The sequence below is a fragment of the Methylophaga sp. OBS3 genome, assembly GCF_026319325.1.
GTDB lineage: Bacteria > Pseudomonadota > Gammaproteobacteria > Nitrosococcales > Methylophagaceae > Methylophaga.
Genome location: NZ_JAPDMU010000003.1, coordinates 56,019 through 73,294, shown reverse-complemented (window position 1 = coordinate 73,294; position 17,276 = coordinate 56,019). Strand labels below are relative to the sequence as shown.

Annotated in this window: 16 protein-coding genes; 14 read left to right on the top strand and 2 right to left on the bottom strand. The window is 44.0% G+C overall.

The window, feature by feature from the left end:
- Positions 1-23 precede the first annotated feature (23 nt).
- Genes OMP94_RS07080 through OMP94_RS07070 form a run of 3 tightly spaced genes read left to right on the top strand, consistent with a single transcriptional unit; the run spans position 24 to position 3,204 of the window.
- Entirely contained in the window at positions 24-245 is a 222-nt protein-coding gene (locus OMP94_RS07080; protein WP_266277584.1) for a PP0621 family protein, read from the top strand.
- Positions 245-1,837: a sensor histidine kinase gene (locus OMP94_RS07075; RefSeq protein WP_266277583.1), complete on the top strand. Its 1,593-nt coding sequence runs from the start codon at positions 245-247 to the stop codon at positions 1,835-1,837. Before OMP94_RS07080 ends, OMP94_RS07075 begins: the two co-directional genes overlap by 1 nt.
- Positions 1,834-3,204 carry a sigma-54-dependent transcriptional regulator gene (locus OMP94_RS07070; RefSeq protein ID WP_266277581.1) on the top strand — a complete coding sequence of 457 codons (1,371 nt, stop codon included), beginning with the start codon at positions 1,834-1,836 and terminating at the stop codon, positions 3,202-3,204. Before OMP94_RS07075 ends, OMP94_RS07070 begins: the two co-directional genes overlap by 4 nt.
- On the opposite strand, the gene OMP94_RS07065 is transcribed toward OMP94_RS07070, so the two are convergent.
- Positions 3,201-4,091, bottom strand: coding sequence for a YgfZ/GcvT domain-containing protein (locus OMP94_RS07065; protein ID WP_266277580.1), 891 nt, complete (start codon positions 4,089-4,091; stop codon positions 3,201-3,203). The two genes, OMP94_RS07070 and OMP94_RS07065, sit on opposite strands and share 4 nt — an antisense overlap.
- A gap of 67 nt (positions 4,092-4,158) precedes the next feature.
- On the opposite strand from OMP94_RS07065, the gene OMP94_RS07060 reads away from it, so the two are divergent.
- Entirely contained in the window at positions 4,159-4,566 is a 408-nt protein-coding gene (locus OMP94_RS07060) for a protein YgfX (protein ID WP_266277579.1), read from the top strand.
- A 3-nt stretch (positions 4,567-4,569) separates the two neighbouring features.
- Here OMP94_RS07060 and nadB read toward each other — a convergent pair whose 3' ends face one another.
- Positions 4,570-6,165 (bottom strand): L-aspartate oxidase, encoded by a 1,596-nt coding sequence (gene nadB / locus OMP94_RS07055; protein WP_266277578.1) that lies wholly within the window; start codon positions 6,163-6,165, stop codon positions 4,570-4,572.
- Between the two features lie 129 nt (positions 6,166-6,294).
- Between nadB and rpoE the strand changes: the two genes are divergently transcribed.
- The 10 genes from rpoE to lepB all read left to right on the top strand — a co-directional run bounded on the left by rpoE (position 6,295) and on the right by lepB (position 17,268).
- Entirely contained in the window at positions 6,295-6,870 is a 576-nt protein-coding gene (rpoE, locus tag OMP94_RS07050; RefSeq protein WP_266277577.1) for an RNA polymerase sigma factor RpoE, read from the top strand.
- Between the two features lie 3 nt (positions 6,871-6,873).
- Positions 6,874-7,440, top strand: a complete 567-nt coding sequence (locus tag OMP94_RS07045) for a sigma-E factor negative regulatory protein (protein WP_266277576.1) — start codon at positions 6,874-6,876, stop codon at positions 7,438-7,440.
- The gene (locus tag OMP94_RS07040; RefSeq protein ID WP_266277575.1) at positions 7,440-8,417 is read left to right on the top strand and encodes a MucB/RseB C-terminal domain-containing protein; all 978 of its coding nucleotides are present in this window, start codon (positions 7,440-7,442) and stop codon (positions 8,415-8,417) included. Before OMP94_RS07045 ends, OMP94_RS07040 begins: the two co-directional genes overlap by 1 nt.
- Complete coding sequence (locus OMP94_RS07035) at positions 8,414-8,839, top strand: SoxR reducing system RseC family protein (protein WP_266277574.1); 426 nt, start codon at positions 8,414-8,416, stop codon at positions 8,837-8,839. Before OMP94_RS07040 ends, OMP94_RS07035 begins: the two co-directional genes overlap by 4 nt.
- Positions 8,836-10,272, top strand: a complete 1,437-nt coding sequence (locus OMP94_RS07030) for a DegQ family serine endoprotease (RefSeq protein WP_266277573.1) — start codon at positions 8,836-8,838, stop codon at positions 10,270-10,272. Before OMP94_RS07035 ends, OMP94_RS07030 begins: the two co-directional genes overlap by 4 nt.
- A gap of 113 nt (positions 10,273-10,385) precedes the next feature.
- A complete protein-coding gene (locus OMP94_RS07025) occupies positions 10,386-11,069 on the top strand; it encodes a response regulator transcription factor (protein WP_266277572.1) in 684 nt (227 codons plus the stop codon).
- Positions 11,066-12,427 carry a sensor histidine kinase gene (locus OMP94_RS07020; RefSeq protein ID WP_266277571.1) on the top strand — a complete coding sequence of 454 codons (1,362 nt, stop codon included), beginning with the start codon at positions 11,066-11,068 and terminating at the stop codon, positions 12,425-12,427. The genes OMP94_RS07025 and OMP94_RS07020 overlap by 4 nt, the downstream gene beginning before the upstream one ends.
- A gap of 94 nt (positions 12,428-12,521) precedes the next feature.
- On the top strand, positions 12,522-14,471 hold the full coding sequence (locus OMP94_RS07015; RefSeq protein WP_266277570.1) for a TonB-dependent receptor domain-containing protein: 1,950 nt from the start codon (positions 12,522-12,524) through the stop codon (positions 14,469-14,471).
- 221 nt (positions 14,472-14,692) lie between these two features.
- Complete coding sequence (gene lepA, locus OMP94_RS07010) at positions 14,693-16,489, top strand: translation elongation factor 4 (protein ID WP_266277569.1); 1,797 nt, start codon at positions 14,693-14,695, stop codon at positions 16,487-16,489.
- A gap of 17 nt (positions 16,490-16,506) precedes the next feature.
- Complete coding sequence (lepB, locus tag OMP94_RS07005) at positions 16,507-17,268, top strand: signal peptidase I (protein ID WP_266277568.1); 762 nt, start codon at positions 16,507-16,509, stop codon at positions 17,266-17,268.
- Positions 17,269-17,276 lie beyond the last annotated feature (8 nt).

Sequence of the window (17,276 nt, the reverse complement as noted above, 5' to 3'; positions counted from 1 at the left end):
ATACCCTTTTTTTTGAGGTTTTTATGCGTATTTTGATTTTATTGGCTATTGGCTTACTGCTCTATTTAATTTTCCGAAATCTGTTTCGTAAGGCGCGTATTGAGCAACAAAGTCACACCAAAGAAACAAGCATGGTGCGCTGTCAGCATTGTGGGTTACATTTATTACCTGAAGAAGCGATTAGAAGTGAGCAGCAATATTTTTGCTGTCAGGAACACCTTGAGGCCTTCCAGAAACAATCTTGATGGCAACGTCTGAAATTGCCAGTGCTGTTGAACAAACCGAGGCATCGTGGCGGGCGCTAAGACTATTTTCCGGTTACCGATTGTTTCTGGCATCGGTACTCTTCTTTGTCGCCTACTTGCATCTACCACCTGATTTTCTAGGTCAAAAATATCCTGCGCTTTACCAAGTTGCTAGCTTTGGTTACATGCTATTGGCGGTGGTGCTTTTGGTCTTTAGCAGTCGTCAGTGGGGCGAGTTTATTGCCCAATGTAGTATTCAACTACTGATTGATATCATTGCCTTAGCCTTAATAATTCACCTCAGTGGTGGTTTACAAACTGGCCTAGGTGCCTTGTTAGTGGTGATTGTTGTTGCCGGTGGCGCGCTCATCCCTGGGCGAATGGCTGCTTTTGTTGCTGCCATAGCCACACTAGCAGTACTTTTTGAAGCAAGCTATGGTCACTTTTCTAGTGATACCGTTAATCACTTTGGCCAAGCGGGTATGTTGGGCGCTATCTTCTTTATCACAGCGATGCTCGCCCAGCTTGTGTCTCGCACGATGATGCATTCGCAAACCTTAGCCGAAGAACGTGCAGCAGAGCTCACCAAATTGGCAACGTTAAATCAACACATCATCAGTCGAATGCAGGTTGGTGTATTGGTTGTTGATGATGTTGGCAGAGTGAGTCTTATGAATGAATCAGCTCAGCGCCTACTCGGATTTGATACCTTGCAATCAGGCTTTAGTTTAAGAAGCCAAGTACCTGAATTATCAAAACAGCTGATTAGTTGGCAGCAGCATAATCCAGACGCATTTAAGCCTTTTCAAGCGCGGGCAGACTTACCTGAGCTTCGCGCCAGAGCAACACGTTTAGATTCCGGTGAAGTTCTACTCTTTATTGAAAATACCTCAGAAGTTGCTCAGCAAGCGCAGCAGTTAAAGTTAGTGTCATTGGGGCGATTAACGGCCAGTATTGCCCACGAAATTCGTAACCCACTAGCTGCCATAAGTCATGCAGGCGAATTACTGTCAGAGCAGCGCGCTGATGATGAGGCATTAGTAAAATTGACCGGGATTATCGAGCGACATAGCAGTCGCATGAATGCGATTATCGAGACTATTTTACAAATGAGTCGTCGAAAAAGTGTTGAGCCGCAGGTGGTCGTGTTAGCAAGCTGGTTGTCGACATTTGTTGAGGAGTTTAGAGAAACCAAACAGTTAAATGCTGATATTGTGACTTTGGATATCAAAGCACCGCTTGCTCGGGTGTGGATGGATGCCCAGCAATTACATCAGATTTTATGGAATCTATTAGAAAATGCCCTGCATCATGCCGATTTAGTAAAACCAACACCGCTACAAGTGGCTGTAGATATTCAGGCTAATGAAGTCATTATCGATGTTGTTGATAATGGTCCTGGTGTCTGTGATGAGGCGTTAAAACATTTATTTGAGCCGTTTTATTCCGCCCGTCCGGGTGGTACTGGTTTAGGGTTATATTTAGCCCGTGAATTGTGTCAGGCTAATGGGGCACGCTTAAGCTATCTTGCCGCGCCAGATTGCTGTTTTAGAATAAGCTACCCGCTACAAAGACGAGAAATGATCCAATGATGCCGCAAGCTTTAATAGTCGATGATGAAGCCGATATTCTAGAGCTGTTATCTATGACGCTGGGCGCCATGGATATTGAGTGTGTCACTGCAGAAAATGTTGCTCAGGCTAAGCAGGCCTTACAACAACAGTCTTTTGATTTATGTTTTACCGATATGCGATTACCCGACGGTAATGGTATCGATTTAGTGACTTGGATACAGCAAAACAATCCTGATTTACCTGTTGCGGTGATTACAGCGCATGGCAACATGGATTTAGCGGTGCAGGCATTAAAAGCTGGCGCATTTGATTTTGTCTCCAAACCGGTGAAGCTACGTGTACTTCGAGAGCTTGTTGGCGCAGCCTTAAAATTATCGCCTTCAAAACCTGTTTTACATGAACGTCGTTCGCGAGATCGATTATTAGGTGAGACTCAGGTTATGCGCGAGCTGCGTGGCAAAGTGACCAAGTTAGCGCGTAGTCAGGCACCAGTTTATATCAGTGGTGAATCAGGCACGGGTAAAGAGTTGGTGGCGCGGCTAATTCATGAACTCGGCGCTCGAAAAGATAAAACATTTGTTCCAGTTAACTGCGGTGCCATTCCCGCTGAATTGGTTGAAAGTGAGTTTTTCGGTCATAAGAAAGGGGCGTTTACTGGGGCGGTTGCCGATAAACAAGGCTTATTTCAAGCAGCTCATGGAGGTACCTTGTTTCTCGATGAGGTTGCTGACTTGCCTTTGATGATGCAAGTGAAGCTTTTGAGGGCTATTCAAGAGAAAACGATTCGCCCTGTCGGTAGTCATGAAGAAATTAATGTGGATGTCAGAATATTGTCTGCGACACACAAAGATCTTACGGCAGGCGTTAAAAATGGGACTTTTCGTGAGGATCTTTTTTATCGTTTAAATGTTATTGAGATTCAGGTTGCTGCATTACGCGATAGACAAAGTGATATCCCATTACTGGCCGAACATATCCTTCAAAAGTTAGCGGCCAAGAATCAGCAAAAGAAACCGAAGTTAAGTGCAAAAGCGCTTTCGGCATTAAAACAATATCCATTCCCCGGAAATGTGCGTGAGTTAGAAAATACCCTTGAGCGAGCATTAACGTGGGCAGAGGGCGATACCATTGAGGCTGCTGATCTTATGTTGCCGGTGTTTAATGACCATAAAGCAACGAATGTTTCTAAATCTGTTGATATCGAGGATAACGCTCAATTAACAGCTGCATCAGGTGATTTAGAAACACATCTGGAGTTACAAGAGAAAGCTATCATCCAACAAGCGCTTGAGGAGACCCGTTGGAATCGAACCGCTGCTGCCAAGAAGCTGGGGATCAGCTTCCGGGCATTACGGTATAAATTGAAAAAACTGGATATCGATTAAGCTTCGCTAAATTGCTGTAGTTCAGTGATTTCAACACCGTCATTAATAAACATGGTTTGTTCGGCCAATGCGAGCTTGAGTGTTAACTGAACAAGGCTAGTCGTGTCAGAAATCGAACAGCTTTGTACCAATTGACCTGCAACCTCACCGTCTTTGGTCAAAATATCTGCACCAGCCTCGGGCAGGTCATGGCTGGTTACTTCACCAATAAATAAGCGGCGTTTGGCTTCTCCGAGGTAATGCAAGCGAGCAACTACCTCTTGGCCAGGGTAGCAACCTTTACGAAAACTCACGCCTCTAGCGATATCGAGATTTACTTGTTGGGCGGTGAATTTTTCGCGTGACGAAGCAAAAATCATAGGGTAGCCAGCACGCAGCAATTGTTGCTGCCATGCATGGCTTGGCTGTTGTGTTAAACCTGTCTCAGTTAATTGTGTGACTGTTTCTTCGGTGACCAGCACGACGGTAAGATTTGTATCAATTGACGCACTGCTTGGCATGTCTGCTTGATTAAAAGCAACAATGGCGGCATCTGTCATTGGCGTAATATTCACTTTGCTACGCAGCTTGAACATGCTTAGACGTTGGGCTAAAAAGGCAGCCTGATCGACTGGTAACATTAAGATAAAGCCTTGTTCTCTGCGAATTAACCAGAAAATAGCAAGTAAACGTCCTTTGGCTTGGCAAAAACCATTCAATTGTGCCTGACCCGAGACACTGGCTTTCACATCGTTGGTAAGCAGACTTTGGAGAAAGGTTTCTGCATCCTCACCATTAACTTCAACGGCTTGCCAATCAGATAAAACAGCAAAGCCAGAAGCGTCTTGATTGATGATTTCATCTAATTCTTGTTGTTGAGTTAATAAGTGGTTGAGGCTATCGGTCATTTACTGCGTCCCGGTATTCTTTAAAACTGCTATTGTAACGTTTCACTAGCATGAAGCCCAAAGCAATATGGCCGACAATAGTTTATCTCTTACGGTGAAGTCACCCAAAGCTGTCGCTTGGTTAAGCATGCTCATGCATTTTCTATCAGTGATCGCGGTCGTCATGACAGCATTACTATGGTGGCAGAAAGCAATCATGTTCATGTTGCTAATTGTGAGTGCAATTTATTATTGGCGACAATTAATGTCTGGTGGTGGTGTGCTATTGCGATACCAGCAAGAAAAAGGCTGGCAAATAGCGTTTGATAAACAGACTTGGCATTCGATCAAAATACAACAGTGTTTTATCAGCATGCCGTTGATAATTATCAATTACCAAAAAGCAAAATACCGCAGCAGGCTATTACTGGTGTCAGGGGCTATAGATTCGCAAGCAATGCGTCAGTTACGCCTTATCCTTCAAGAAAGTCATTGATCTTTAACAGCCTGGGATAACCGTGTTTTGTGCGGGTTGCTCATCATCTACTTCAGGATAATCGCGGTTGTAATGTAAGCCGCGGCTTTCTTTACGTGCTAATGCTGACAAAATGATGAGCTCAGCCACATCTGCAAGGTTTCGTAACTCCAGTAAGTCGTTACTGATGTGATGTTGGCTGTAATAAGCATCAACTTCTTGTTTTAATAATTTCAGACGTTGTTGGGCTTTTTTCAGCCTATCGTTGCTTCTGACAATGCCGACGTAATCCCACATAAAACGGCGTAGTTCATCCCAGTTATGACTGATCGCTACCGCCTCAATGGCAGGGTGAACACGGCTGTCATCCCAATCTGGGACATTGTTAGGAACTGCTGGGAAGTGTTGTTGCTGGATATCTTTTGCTGCTGCGGTCGCAAATACCAAACACTCTAACAATGAGTTACTCGCCATGCGATTGGCACCATGTAAACCCGTATGGGCAGTTTCACCCACAGCATATAATCCAGAGATGTCAGTACGACCATTTTGGTCAGTCATGATACCGCCACAAGTGTAATGAGCAGCGGGTACCACCGGGATAGGTTCTTTGCTGATATCAATACCAAAAGTCAGACAACGCTGATATATGGTCGGGAAGTGTGACTGAATAAATTCAAGGGAATGATGTGTAATATCCAAGTAAACACAATCATGACCAAGCCGCTTCATCTCATGGTCAATAGCTCGCGCGACAATATCCCGAGGAGCAAGCTCAGCTTGTTGATGAAATGCCGGCATAAATCTGCTGCCATCGGCTAATTTTAATAATGCCCCTTCACCACGAAGTGCTTCACTTATCAAAAATGATTTGGCTTTGGGATGAAATAAGCAAGTAGGGTGGAATTGAATAAATTCCATATTGGCAATTCGACAGCCGGCACGCCAACCCATTGCAATACCATCTCCTGTTGATACATCAGGGTTGCTGGTATAAAGATAAACTTTGCCAGCGCCGCCGGTTGCTAATACGGTCACAGGTGCTAAAAAAGTAATTGGCTTATCAGCTTTGATATCTAATGCATAACAACCAAGTGCACGGTTTTCTGTCGTACCAAGCTGCTTACGGCTGGTGATGAGATCAATACCGATATGGTAGGGGAAAAGGCTAATATTCGGGTGAGCTTTGGCTTTATCTAAAAGCGTTGTTTCAACTGCACGACCAGTCGCATCTGCTGAATGAATAACACGTCGGTGGCTATGGCCGCCCTCACGGGTTAAATGATAGTTTTTGTCTGTCTCTTCATCGCGAGTAAATGACACACCTTGTTCAATGAGCCAATTAACACTTTCGCGGGCATGTTCAACAGTAAATTGAACAACATCAGGATCACATAAGCCATGGCCGGCTTTTAATGTATCATCGATGTGGGATTGCAGGGTGTCGGTCTTATCGAGTACAACAGATATGCCGCCCTGCGCGTATAATGAAGCGCCTTCTTCGAGCTGACTTTTAGACAAAATGGCAACTTTGGCATGATCTGCCATCTTTAATGCCAAGGTTAAGCCGGCTGTGCCGCTGCCGATAATAAGCAAGTCAAAACGTAGAGTTGTGGTCATGAATCCGGAAACGGGTAGAATGCCAGCAGCTATTTTGCACTGATTGTGGAACAAAAAGAAAATGCTATTGGTCAATCAAGCTATCAATAAAACTAACCTCCGGCATGTCGGAGCAGGCCGGAATTTAGGATGAGCATCGATCAAGAACTGGTTAAGCGGGTACAGGCCGGCGATAAGAAGGCTTTTGACTTGTTGATCATGAAATACCAGCAACGCATCATCCATGTGATCACGGGCTTTGTTCACGATCCGGTTGAGGCGATGGATGTTGCGCAAGAGGCATTCATTAAAGCTTATCGTGCGCTGCCTGGTTTTCGTGGTGATAGTGCTTTTTATACATGGTTGTATCGCATTGCGATCAATACGTCGAAAAATCACCTGACAGCAAGCTCTAGAAGGCCACCTGTCACTGACGTCGATGCGATGGATGCAACTATTTACTACGATGCGCCCGAACTTAAGGAATTTGAGACCCCAGAAAATAGTCTCATGAGTGTAGAGCTGGAACAGGCAATCCAGCAGGCGATAGATAATTTGCCCGAAGATACCGCGACAGCCATCAAGCTGCGTGAGTTTGAGGGCATGAGTTACGAAGAGATAGCACAGGCAATGGACTGCCCAATTGGAACGGTAAGATCACGGATATTCCGTGCTCGTGAAGCCATTGATATTCAAGTTAAAGCAGTAATGGGTGAAGAGGATTAAATCATGACAGTCAATCATCGCGAAATGTTATCCGCACTGGTCGATGGCCAGTTGCAGGGGGATGAACTGACTCAGGCAATCGCGTATATCAGCGAAAACCCTGCGGCGCGAGCAGAGTATTTGCGACTGCAATATACCAGCGACGTTTTACATGGTTATACCAGAGCGGCAGGTCAGCAGCCGGTTGATCTTGCCCAGAAGCTGGCAGCGCAATTAGCGGCTGAACCAACATATACGAATACATCATTACTGCCTAAAGCGAAGATCTTGGCATTCCCGAAAACAGTTTGGAAGCAAGCTGCTGGTCTGGCAATGGCGGCGTCATTTGGTGCGATGGCGGTTGTTGGCTTTATGAATGAACCAACTAACCCTGGATTTCAAGACATGCCTTTAGCTGTTGCTGAACCCGTGACAGATACACAGTTAGTGAGCCAAATGAACCGTTGGACTGTTGGTGAACAAGAAGTGGAAGAGCGCCTAAACAATTATCTAGTTGACCATAGCGAATATTCAGGTGGTTCAGGCATGTTCTCCTATGGACGCGTGGTTTCATACGGTACGGAGCAGTAATGATGCGTAAGGTTCTGGCTTTTTGCTTACTGTTTTACGCGCCTTTAGTGGCATGGGCAGAAAGCGATGCAGTCGACTTGATGGAACGCATGATTCAAGCAGGTAAAGAATTAAGCTATCAAGGGGTTTTTGCTTACCAAACCGGACGTACATTACAGTCAGTACAGATATATCATCGTAATGATGCTGAAGGTGAAATTGAACGCTTAATGTCATTGAACGGTGAAGCGCGAGAAGTGTTACGTTCCAATGATATGGTGACCTGTATCAATCCAGCCGGTAAACAAATCAACATTAGTCGTAGACCACTGGGTCGAGGCTTTCCAAGTGATTTACCTAGAAGGTTAGGCTCAGCAACACCTTATTACGAAGTTACATTAGGTGATGAAGAACGTGTGGCTGGACGCATGACGCAAGAATTGTCTATTGAACCAATTGATGAATATCGTTATGGCTACCGCTTATGGGTAGATAAAGAAACAAACCTTTTATTGAAATCAGAATTGTTGGCTTCTGATGGTGATGTACTTGAAACCTTTGCTTTTTCGTCTATTGAAACTGATACCTATATTAGTGACGATGATCTGAAACCACAGATCCGTGGTGAGGAAATGACTTGGCATCAGTCCGAGCCAGGTAAACCGTCAGCGATTAGTGATAATTTGATTTCCCGTTGGGAAGCCGATTGGTTACCAGATGGTTTTAGTCTTGTGGCTTCTCAACATAGACTAAAAGCTAAAAATGGTGGCTTGGTTGAGCAGCGAGTTTATAGTGATGGCTTGACTTCAGTTTCCGTATTCATTGAACCAATGAAAGCAGAACATAGCCATTTACAAGGGAATTCTCATATGGGAGCAGTGAATGCCTTTGGTATTACCATCCACTCTCATTTTGTGACAGTTGTTGGTGAAGTGCCGCCTGTGACAGTTGAAAAGATAAGTGCAGGCATTAAGTTTAATCTCTCAGACTCTTTATGATTTCTCAAAAAGCAACAGTTATTGCAATTGAACCCAATCGCATCTGGGTCGAAGCCGAGCGGCAGTCTACCTGCGGCGGCTGTCAGATGCGTCAAGGTTGTGGTACGGGAATGCTCGCGAAACATGTTGGTAAACGTTTCAACAGAATTGCTGTCCCAAACAATAAGGCTGTGGAAATTGGTCAGCAGGTGACGGTAGCGATTCCAGAAGATGCTTTGTTACAAGGTGCCTTCTTAATGTATTTGTTACCGTTATTAGCCATGTTTGCAGGTGCGGGCGTGGCGCGATGGTTAGCATTACCTGAAGTTTTGCAGATTTTTGCTGGGCTGATGGGATTGCTAGGTGGTTTTTTCTGGGTAGCATCGCGGCTGAAACAAAAAAACGCAGTCATACCAACGCAAATAATAGAGGATACAAAATGACACAAACCAAATCCTGGGCGATTGTTGTTTTAGCAATGACTTGGTTGCTAACCAGTATGACGGTGCAGGCACGTAACCTGCCGGAGTTTACTGAGTTAGTTGAAGAAAATGCTGATGCCGTAGTGAATATCAGCACTAAAGTTAACAAAGATGAGACTGCAAACTCTCCGTTTGCTCAAGGTATGCCACCAGGTATGGATATTCCAGAAGGCACACCTTTTGATGATTTCTTCAAACGGTTCTTTGGCCAGCCGGGACAACCACAGCCACCACAAGCAAACTCTCTAGGTTCGGGTTTTGTATTGTCCGAAGATGGTTTTATTTTAACCAACCACCATGTCATCAAAGATGCTGATGAAATTGTGGTTCGTTTTAGCGACCGTACGGAGCTGACAGCAGAACTATTAGGAAGTGATGAACGTAGTGACGTTGCATTACTAAAAGTTGATGCTTCAGGTCTGGATCTTAAAGCAGTCAAACTAGGTCACTCAGAAGATCTTAAAGTCGGTGAGTGGGTACTGGCGATTGGTTCACCATTTGGTTTTGATTACTCAGCCACTGCTGGCATTATCAGTGCCTTAGGTCGAAGCCTACCAAGCGATAGCTATGTTCCGTTTATTCAAACTGACGTCGCAATTAATCCAGGTAACTCTGGCGGCCCTCTATTTAATCTCGACGGTGAAGTTATCGGTATTAACTCACAGATTTATAGTCGAACCGGTGGTTTTATGGGCGTGTCATTCGCCATCCCAATGGATGTTGTGATGAACGTAGTTAACCAGATCAAATCACAAGGCTATGTCAGCCGTGGCTGGTTAGGTGTTGTCATTCAAGATGTAACGCGTGAATTAGCTGAGTCATTTGGTCTAGCTAAACCACGTGGTGCACTGGTTTCAAGAGTTATTGCTGATAGTCCTGCTGCTAAAGCAGGTTTTGAAGCAGGCGACATTATCTTGAAGTTTAATGGTCGTAATGTTGATGCCTCATCTGATTTGCCACCAATTGTTGGTAGCACGGAAGTTGGTAAAACAGCGCCAGTTGAAATCATGCGTAAAAACAAACGCCAAACACTGAGCGTGAAAGTTGAAGAGCTGCCTGAAGATGAAAAAATCGCTAGTGGCTCGAACGCAACGCCAGATGGCCGTTTCAGAGCTGATAACTTGGCTGTAGAAGTGGTTGAATTAACACCGCAGCAACGCCAGGAAACAGGTGTTGAAGCTGGTGGTGTTATGGTCATGAAAATCGAAGCGGGTCCAGTTGCGCAAGCGGGAATTACCTTAACTGATGTCATCATTAGTTTAAACAATGAGCAGATTACTGATGGTAAGCAGTTTGTTGAGGTAGCGAAGAATTTACCTGTTGGTAAATCTATTCCAGTTCTGGTTCAACGTGGTGGTTCGGCGCAGTTCTTAGCGTTGAAGATTGAAGAATAAAAAGCTTTAGCTATACAAATAGCGGCGACTCAGAAATGATTCGCCGCTTTTTTTTGCCTTGAAAACCCTTTATCATTAATGAAAATCATTTGCATTTAAGGGTTTGGGTAAAAATGGAATACAGCATTTTGATCATTGAGGATGATCAGGTTTTAAATGATCAACTTAAGCAAATGCTGACCAAGGCGGGATTTTCCGTTTGGCAATCACATGATGCCTACTCAGTAACAACAATCCTCTCCAGTCACACCATTCATTTAGTGTTATTAGATCTGACCTTACCCGATAGTTGTGGTCATGATTTACTGCAACAGATTCGGCAACAATCCGATGTGCCTGTAATTTTGATTACTGCCCGAAATGCCCAGTCAGAACGCATATTAGGTTTGCAAAATGGTGCTGATGACTTTTTGGGGAAGCCATTTAATTTTCTTGAGTTGCAGTTACGTATTGAAGCGGTATTACGGAGAAGTAGCCAACATACTCAGTCACAAGAGCCTAACCGACTCACACTGGGTCCACTTCGATTACAAAAACAACCTTATTCAGTAGTTTATAACCAACAAGAAATCACCTTGACGACAGTGCAATTTAAACTGTTATGGACGCTGGCTCGACATTATCAGCAACCACTTAGTAAAGCTGAGCTATATCGGCGAGTACTGCTGAAAGACTTCAGTCGTTATGATCGTAGTTTAGATATGCATATCAGCCGAGTTAGACGCAAATTGGTCGCTGCAGGGATGCCGGCTGATAAATTGTTAACGGTTCATGGCACGGGTTACTGTTTGCAATGAATCGGCAACTGCTGTGGAAATTATTACTGCTTACAGTGATTGGCAGTGTCGTATTAATGTTATTGGTACATTGGTTAATTGTTCGTACTGAGCTGCATATGAGCTTCATCGATAAGCAGCATCAAGAAACACTTCAAGAGTATGCCAATCATGCAGCAGCACTTTATCAATCTGGTGATATGGATGCTTTGCAGGATTATATCGAACAGTTACAAGTTAAAGAGTCAACCTGGGTCGCGGTTGTGAAATCTGACGTACAGCCTATTGCTGGTAGCCAGTTATTACCAAGGTTTATAGAGTCGTTTGTTTTAGGGCGAGATATCAGCTGGAAAATCCATCTGTATTTCAAGTTAAATCCAATCATGGATCTTAATCTTGGCGATAAACACACACATTTTTTGATTTTGTTACCACAGCGGATGCGTCCGGGCAGTTATTGGCCAATTGCTGGCGTGATGTTAAAAATCTTTTTGCCAATATTAATCATGGGGTTAATTAGTCTACTGATATATCGGCATGTCATGCGACCGCTACATCAATTACAGCAAGCGACTCGAAAATTCAGTGATGGAAATCATGATGTACGGGTGTTGCCTGATTTAAAAGGCCGACATGATGAACTTGCTGAAGTTGCCAAGACATTTGATGATATGGCCGAACGGATCAGCAGTTTAATAACCCACCAACGACATTTAACCGAAGATTTATCTCATGAACTTCGTACGCCGCTGACAAGAATTGAGTTGGCATTGGACAGTGTTGAGGATGATCCACAAAAAGCTTTAAAACAGATTCGTTCAGATTGTGATGTCATGCGTCGCTTGGTACATGACTCATTAACGTTAGCGTGGTTAGATCGCGAGCAACCAAGCTATATAGCAGAGTCATTTGACCTTAGAGATTTACTCGATAGTTTGGTTGATAACGCGCGTTTTGAGTTTCCTGATCGGCAATTGATACTGGATCTACCTGAGCATGCACCAATTGATAACAGTCAGTCTGATCTCTTGGGACAAGCATTAGAGAATATTTTGCGAAATGCTTTGAGCTTTACACCTGCCTCTCAAACGGTAACTATCACCCTGCAACAGACTGTCGAAAACTACCTATTGACGATTATCGATAGTGGGCCGGGGGTTAGTGAGGCATATTTGGCTAGTTTATTTAGGCCTTTTTTTCGTCTACCGGCTAATGACAGTAAACAGCGTCAAGGCTATGGGCTTGGTTTGGCGATAACCCAGCGTTATATAAACCGGTTGAGGGGACGAGTTCATGCTGAACAACATAAGCCTCATGGTTTAAAAATAACCGTTGTTCTGCCAATCGTTGCGAGTCTGCCCTCAATAAGCGCCGCTTAAATGTAACAATTGTAAATTTGCTTGCAGCATCTTAGATAACTTCTAAAATGAGAATCATTATTATTTGTAAATGATTTTTATTAGAGAGGTTGTTGTGAAAACAAAGCAGGCTTATGTACCCAAGCCAAAACGACTCATGCTATTGATGGCGAGTTTGATTGCCTATGGCAATGTTCAGGCAGCAGATGAAAATGCAGTATCGCTAGCGCCGGTAAAAGTGACAGCGAATACGGTCACCCCGGAGTTAAATAGTGTTGATGCTGATCAGATTGCCAAATTACAGGCAAACGATTTGCAGGATCTGTTTAGCCAATCACCAGAGGTCACGATTGGCGGTGGTCCAGGGTTTGCCCAAAAACTCTATGTGCGCGGTATTGAAGATCAATTGTTAAACATCACAATTGATGGTGCGCAGCAGTCGACGAGACAATTCCACCATGCCGGCCGTATTAGCATAGAGCCGGAGTTACTCAAACAAGTTGAAGTGAATGCTGGCGCAGGTAATGCCTTATCAGGGCCGGGAGCTTTGGGTGGTTCGGTGAAGTTTACCACCAAAGATCCTGAGGATTTATTAAAGCCTGACCAACAGTTTGGTGGTTTGTTGAAAGGGACTTTTTCGAGTAACACCGATAGTTTTAAAACCAATACTACGTTATTTGGTCGTCTGACAGATGACTGGAGCGCCATGGTATCAGTTACTAAAGCAGACGTTGATAACTATGACGATGGGGATGGTGATGAAGCGATTGGTACGGAAGCAGATCAAGATTACCTATTCACCAAAGTTGTTGGTCATTTAACAGATAGCCAGACAGTTCGCTTTAGCTATGAAAAGCGTAAAGATGAAGGTGATCGAACGCAGCGCCCACAATGGCAGGTTGCTGACTTTAATCCACTTTATCCAGTGGAATCTGAACGTGAAACCTACACCGTTAATTACAACTTAAACCCATTAAATAATCCTTATCTTGATCTGGACTTGACGCTTTACCACACCGAAACGGAGTTATTCCAAAATGGTCGCTTTGGTCCATTTACTGGTTCAGGCGAGAGTAAAGGCTTTGATTTACGTAACACGTCATTTTTGGGTATCCATCAAATCACCTACGGTGTGGATTATCGTGAAGATGAAACCATTGCAGATGGTGTTGATGAGTACGCTGTTGATGAATCTAAAGTAAAAGGGATTTATCTACAGGATGATATTCAGCTAACGAATGCTTTATTGGTAAGTACCGGTTTACGTTATGACGATTATGAAACGCGTAATGGTTTTGCCAACACCAAATATGATGAAAATGATGTCAGCGCCAATATTGGCTTCAATTATCATCTGACTGAGAACTGGAGCACATTTGCTTCCTATGCAGAAGCATTCAAAGGGCCATTAGCTCAAGATGCTTTCAAAATTGGTTTTACCAGCAATGCGCCGGATTTAAAGCCTGAGAAAGCTGAAAATATGGAAGCTGGTGTCGCCTACGAGTCTCGCACTTGGTTTGGTTCAGCCAAGGCTTATCGCACTGAAATTCAAGATGTGATCGGTGTGTCACCAGAAAATAGTCGACTGTTTGATAACCTCGGTGACTTAGAGTCTGATGGCTACATCCTTGAGTTAGGCCGTCGATGGGATAGTTTGATGGCACGTGTCAGTTATCACTATAACGATGCCGAAGTCGATGGCGTTAAAGCCAATGCCTATGACCATAATGGTATTGCAAACACGGTAGGGGATACGCTTATTGCGTCTTTGGATTATCAGTACGATAGTCAATGGCAATTTGGCTGGAATGCGCGTTTTGTCAAAGGTGACAAAGTTAATTCGCCGGTGATTGGCGAAGCTGATCAACCTGGTTTTGGTATCCATGATTTTTATGCACAGTGGACACCTGCTTTAGCTGAGGATATTAAGATTGCGTTGACAGTTCGCAACATCTTCGACAAAAACTATATTGATCACTCAAGTGTTGCTGATTACTCGCCGGTGTTATCGGGGTATCAGGAGCCAGGTAGAGACGTACGCTTGAGCGTTGCCTGGCAGTTTTAAGTTAATGGCAGCAGTGAAGTTTTAAGAACTTTGCTGCTGCCAATATTTATTCAAGTAAATGCATTTCCTGTCATTAAGACAAATGTCGTGTTCATGGTGCTAAGTGCGTATAATGCAGCACTATTTGCAACGCATCAGCAAAGTTGGATTGGTCTTTAGAAAAGCCATTGTTTTTTAACAAAACCAACTTAAGCTGAACCGCCGGAATGAACTCGACCTGAATGAAAAATATTCGTAACTTTTCCATTATTGCCCATATCGATCATGGCAAATCAACAATTGCTGATCGCTTTATTCAAATTTGTGGTGGTCTCTCAGATCGTGAAATGTCTCAGCAAGTGCTGGACTCCATGGATATCGAAAAAGAACGTGGTATTACCATCAAGGCACAAAGTGTCTCTTTGGATTACAAAGCACGTGATGGCGAAACGTATCACCTGAATTTTATCGACACACCTGGCCACGTCGACTTTTCCTATGAGGTTTCTCGCTCTTTAGCGGCTTGTGAAGGTGCTTTGCTGGTGGTGGATGCCGCGCAAGGTGTTGAGGCGCAAAGTGTCGCGAACTGCTATACCGCTATCGATTTAGGTCTTGAAGTATTACCAGTTTTAAACAAAATTGACCTGCCTTCAGCTGAACCTGAGCGTGTTGCCCAAGAAATTGAAGACATCATTGGTGTTGATGCACTTAATGCTGTGCGTTGCAGTGCAAAAACCGGTTTAGGTATTGAAGATCTACTCGAAGAGCTGGTGGCTCGTGTTCCTGCACCAGAGGGGGATCCGGATGCACCGCTACAAGCACTGATCATCGATTCTTGGTTTGATAGTTATGTGGGTGTCATTTCATTGGTCCGCATCAAACAGGGCCAATTAAGCACCAAAGATAAAATCCGGGTTATGTCGACGGGTCATGAGTACCTAGTTGATGAGGTGGGTGTATTTACGCCAAAACGTAGCAAACGTACCGCACTGAAATGTGGTGAAGTGGGTTATGTCATTTCAGGTGTAAAAGAAATTGATGGTGCACCTGTCGGCGACACATTAACGACTTCGCGTGATGGCGCCGATAAAATGCTACCGGGCTTTAAAGAAATTACACCGCAGGTGTATGCCGCTTTATTCCCTGTCAGCAGTGATGATTATGAAACCTTCCGTGATGCCCTCGGTAAATTGCGTTTGAATGATGCTTCTTTGCATTTTGAGCCTGAAAATTCACAAGCTTTAGGTTTCGGCTTCCGTTGTGGTTTCCTTGGCTTATTACACATGGAAATCATCCAGGAACGTTTAGAGCGTGAATACGATCTTGATCTGATAACCACAGCACCGACGGTTGTGTTCCAAGTCGCTACCAAAAAGGGCGAAATCGTCAAAATTGAAAATCCATCTTCGTTACCCGATCCGGGGTCAATTGATGAAATTCGTGAACCTATTGTTGCCGCTGATATTTTGGTGCCACAAGAGCATTTAGGTGCGGTAATTACCCTGTGTGTTGAAAAGCGTGGTGTGCAAAAGAGCATGCAATACATGGGTAAACAAGTTGCCCTGAGCTACGAGTTACCGATGAATGAAGTCGTCATTGATTTCTTCGATCGTATTAAATCGGTCAGTCGTGGTTATGCTTCTTTGGATTATCATTTCATTAGATTCCAACCTGCGGACTTAGTGAAATTGGATATTCTCATTAATGGCGAGCGAGTTGATGCGCTGGCGCTGGTTGTTCACCGCAGCGACAGTGTTTCTAGAGGTCGCCAATTAGTCGAAAAAATGCAGGAACTGATCCCACGGCAAATGTTCGATATTGCTATTCAGGCTGCGATTGGTGGTCACATCATTGCTCGCTCTACTGTTAAAGCAATGCGTAAGAATGTTTTGGCAAAATGTTATGGCGGTGACGTTTCTCGTAAACGTAAATTGCTTGAAAAGCAAAAAGCCGGTAAAAAACGTATGAAGTCTGTGGGTAAGGTTGATGTTCCGCAGGAAGCATTCTTGGCGGTTTTACAGTTGTCCAAGAAGTCTTAACACTAAGGAGATAAACGGTGAGTTTTCCAGCAATAATGGTTTTACTAGTAGCCGTAACAGGTCTTATTTGGCTGGTTGACCGCCTATTTTGGGCAAAACAACGTACTACAGATGGCAAAGAGCCAGCGGTAGTTGAGTATGCTCGGTCATTTTTCCCAATCATTTTGCTGGTGTTAGTGATTCGTTCATTTGTTGCTGAGCCGTTTCGCATTCCTTCCGCGTCAATGCTGCCAACACTACATATTGGCGATTTTATTTTGGTAAACAAGTTTGCTTACGGCCTGAGACTGCCTGTTCTAAATAGCAAAATTTTGGAAACGGGCGAGCCAGAGCGCGGAGATGTGATTGTCTTCCGTTACCCTAAACAACCCGAGATTGATTACATTAAACGTGTTGTTGCATTGCCGGGCGATCGAGTTGGCTATTTTGATAAAACCTTATATATCAATGGCGAAGTAGTTGAACAGCAACCACTAAACGCTGATGCTGAAGTGAGCAGTCAACTTACGCCTAACAGTGAAGTGTTTTATGAGCATATCGAGGGCCATAAACACATGATTGCTACTGATGATGGTCGACCAAGTGCTGAAGGTGAAATGATTGTTCCTGATGGACATTATTTCGTAATGGGTGATAACCGAGACAATAGTAACGATAGCCGTGTGTGGGGACCCGTACCGGAATCCCATTTAGTGGGTAAAGCGTTTATGATTTGGATGAGCTGGGATATAGATGCAGGTGGTATCGTCTGGTCACGGCTTGGTAAAGGCATTAACTGAGGAAAAGC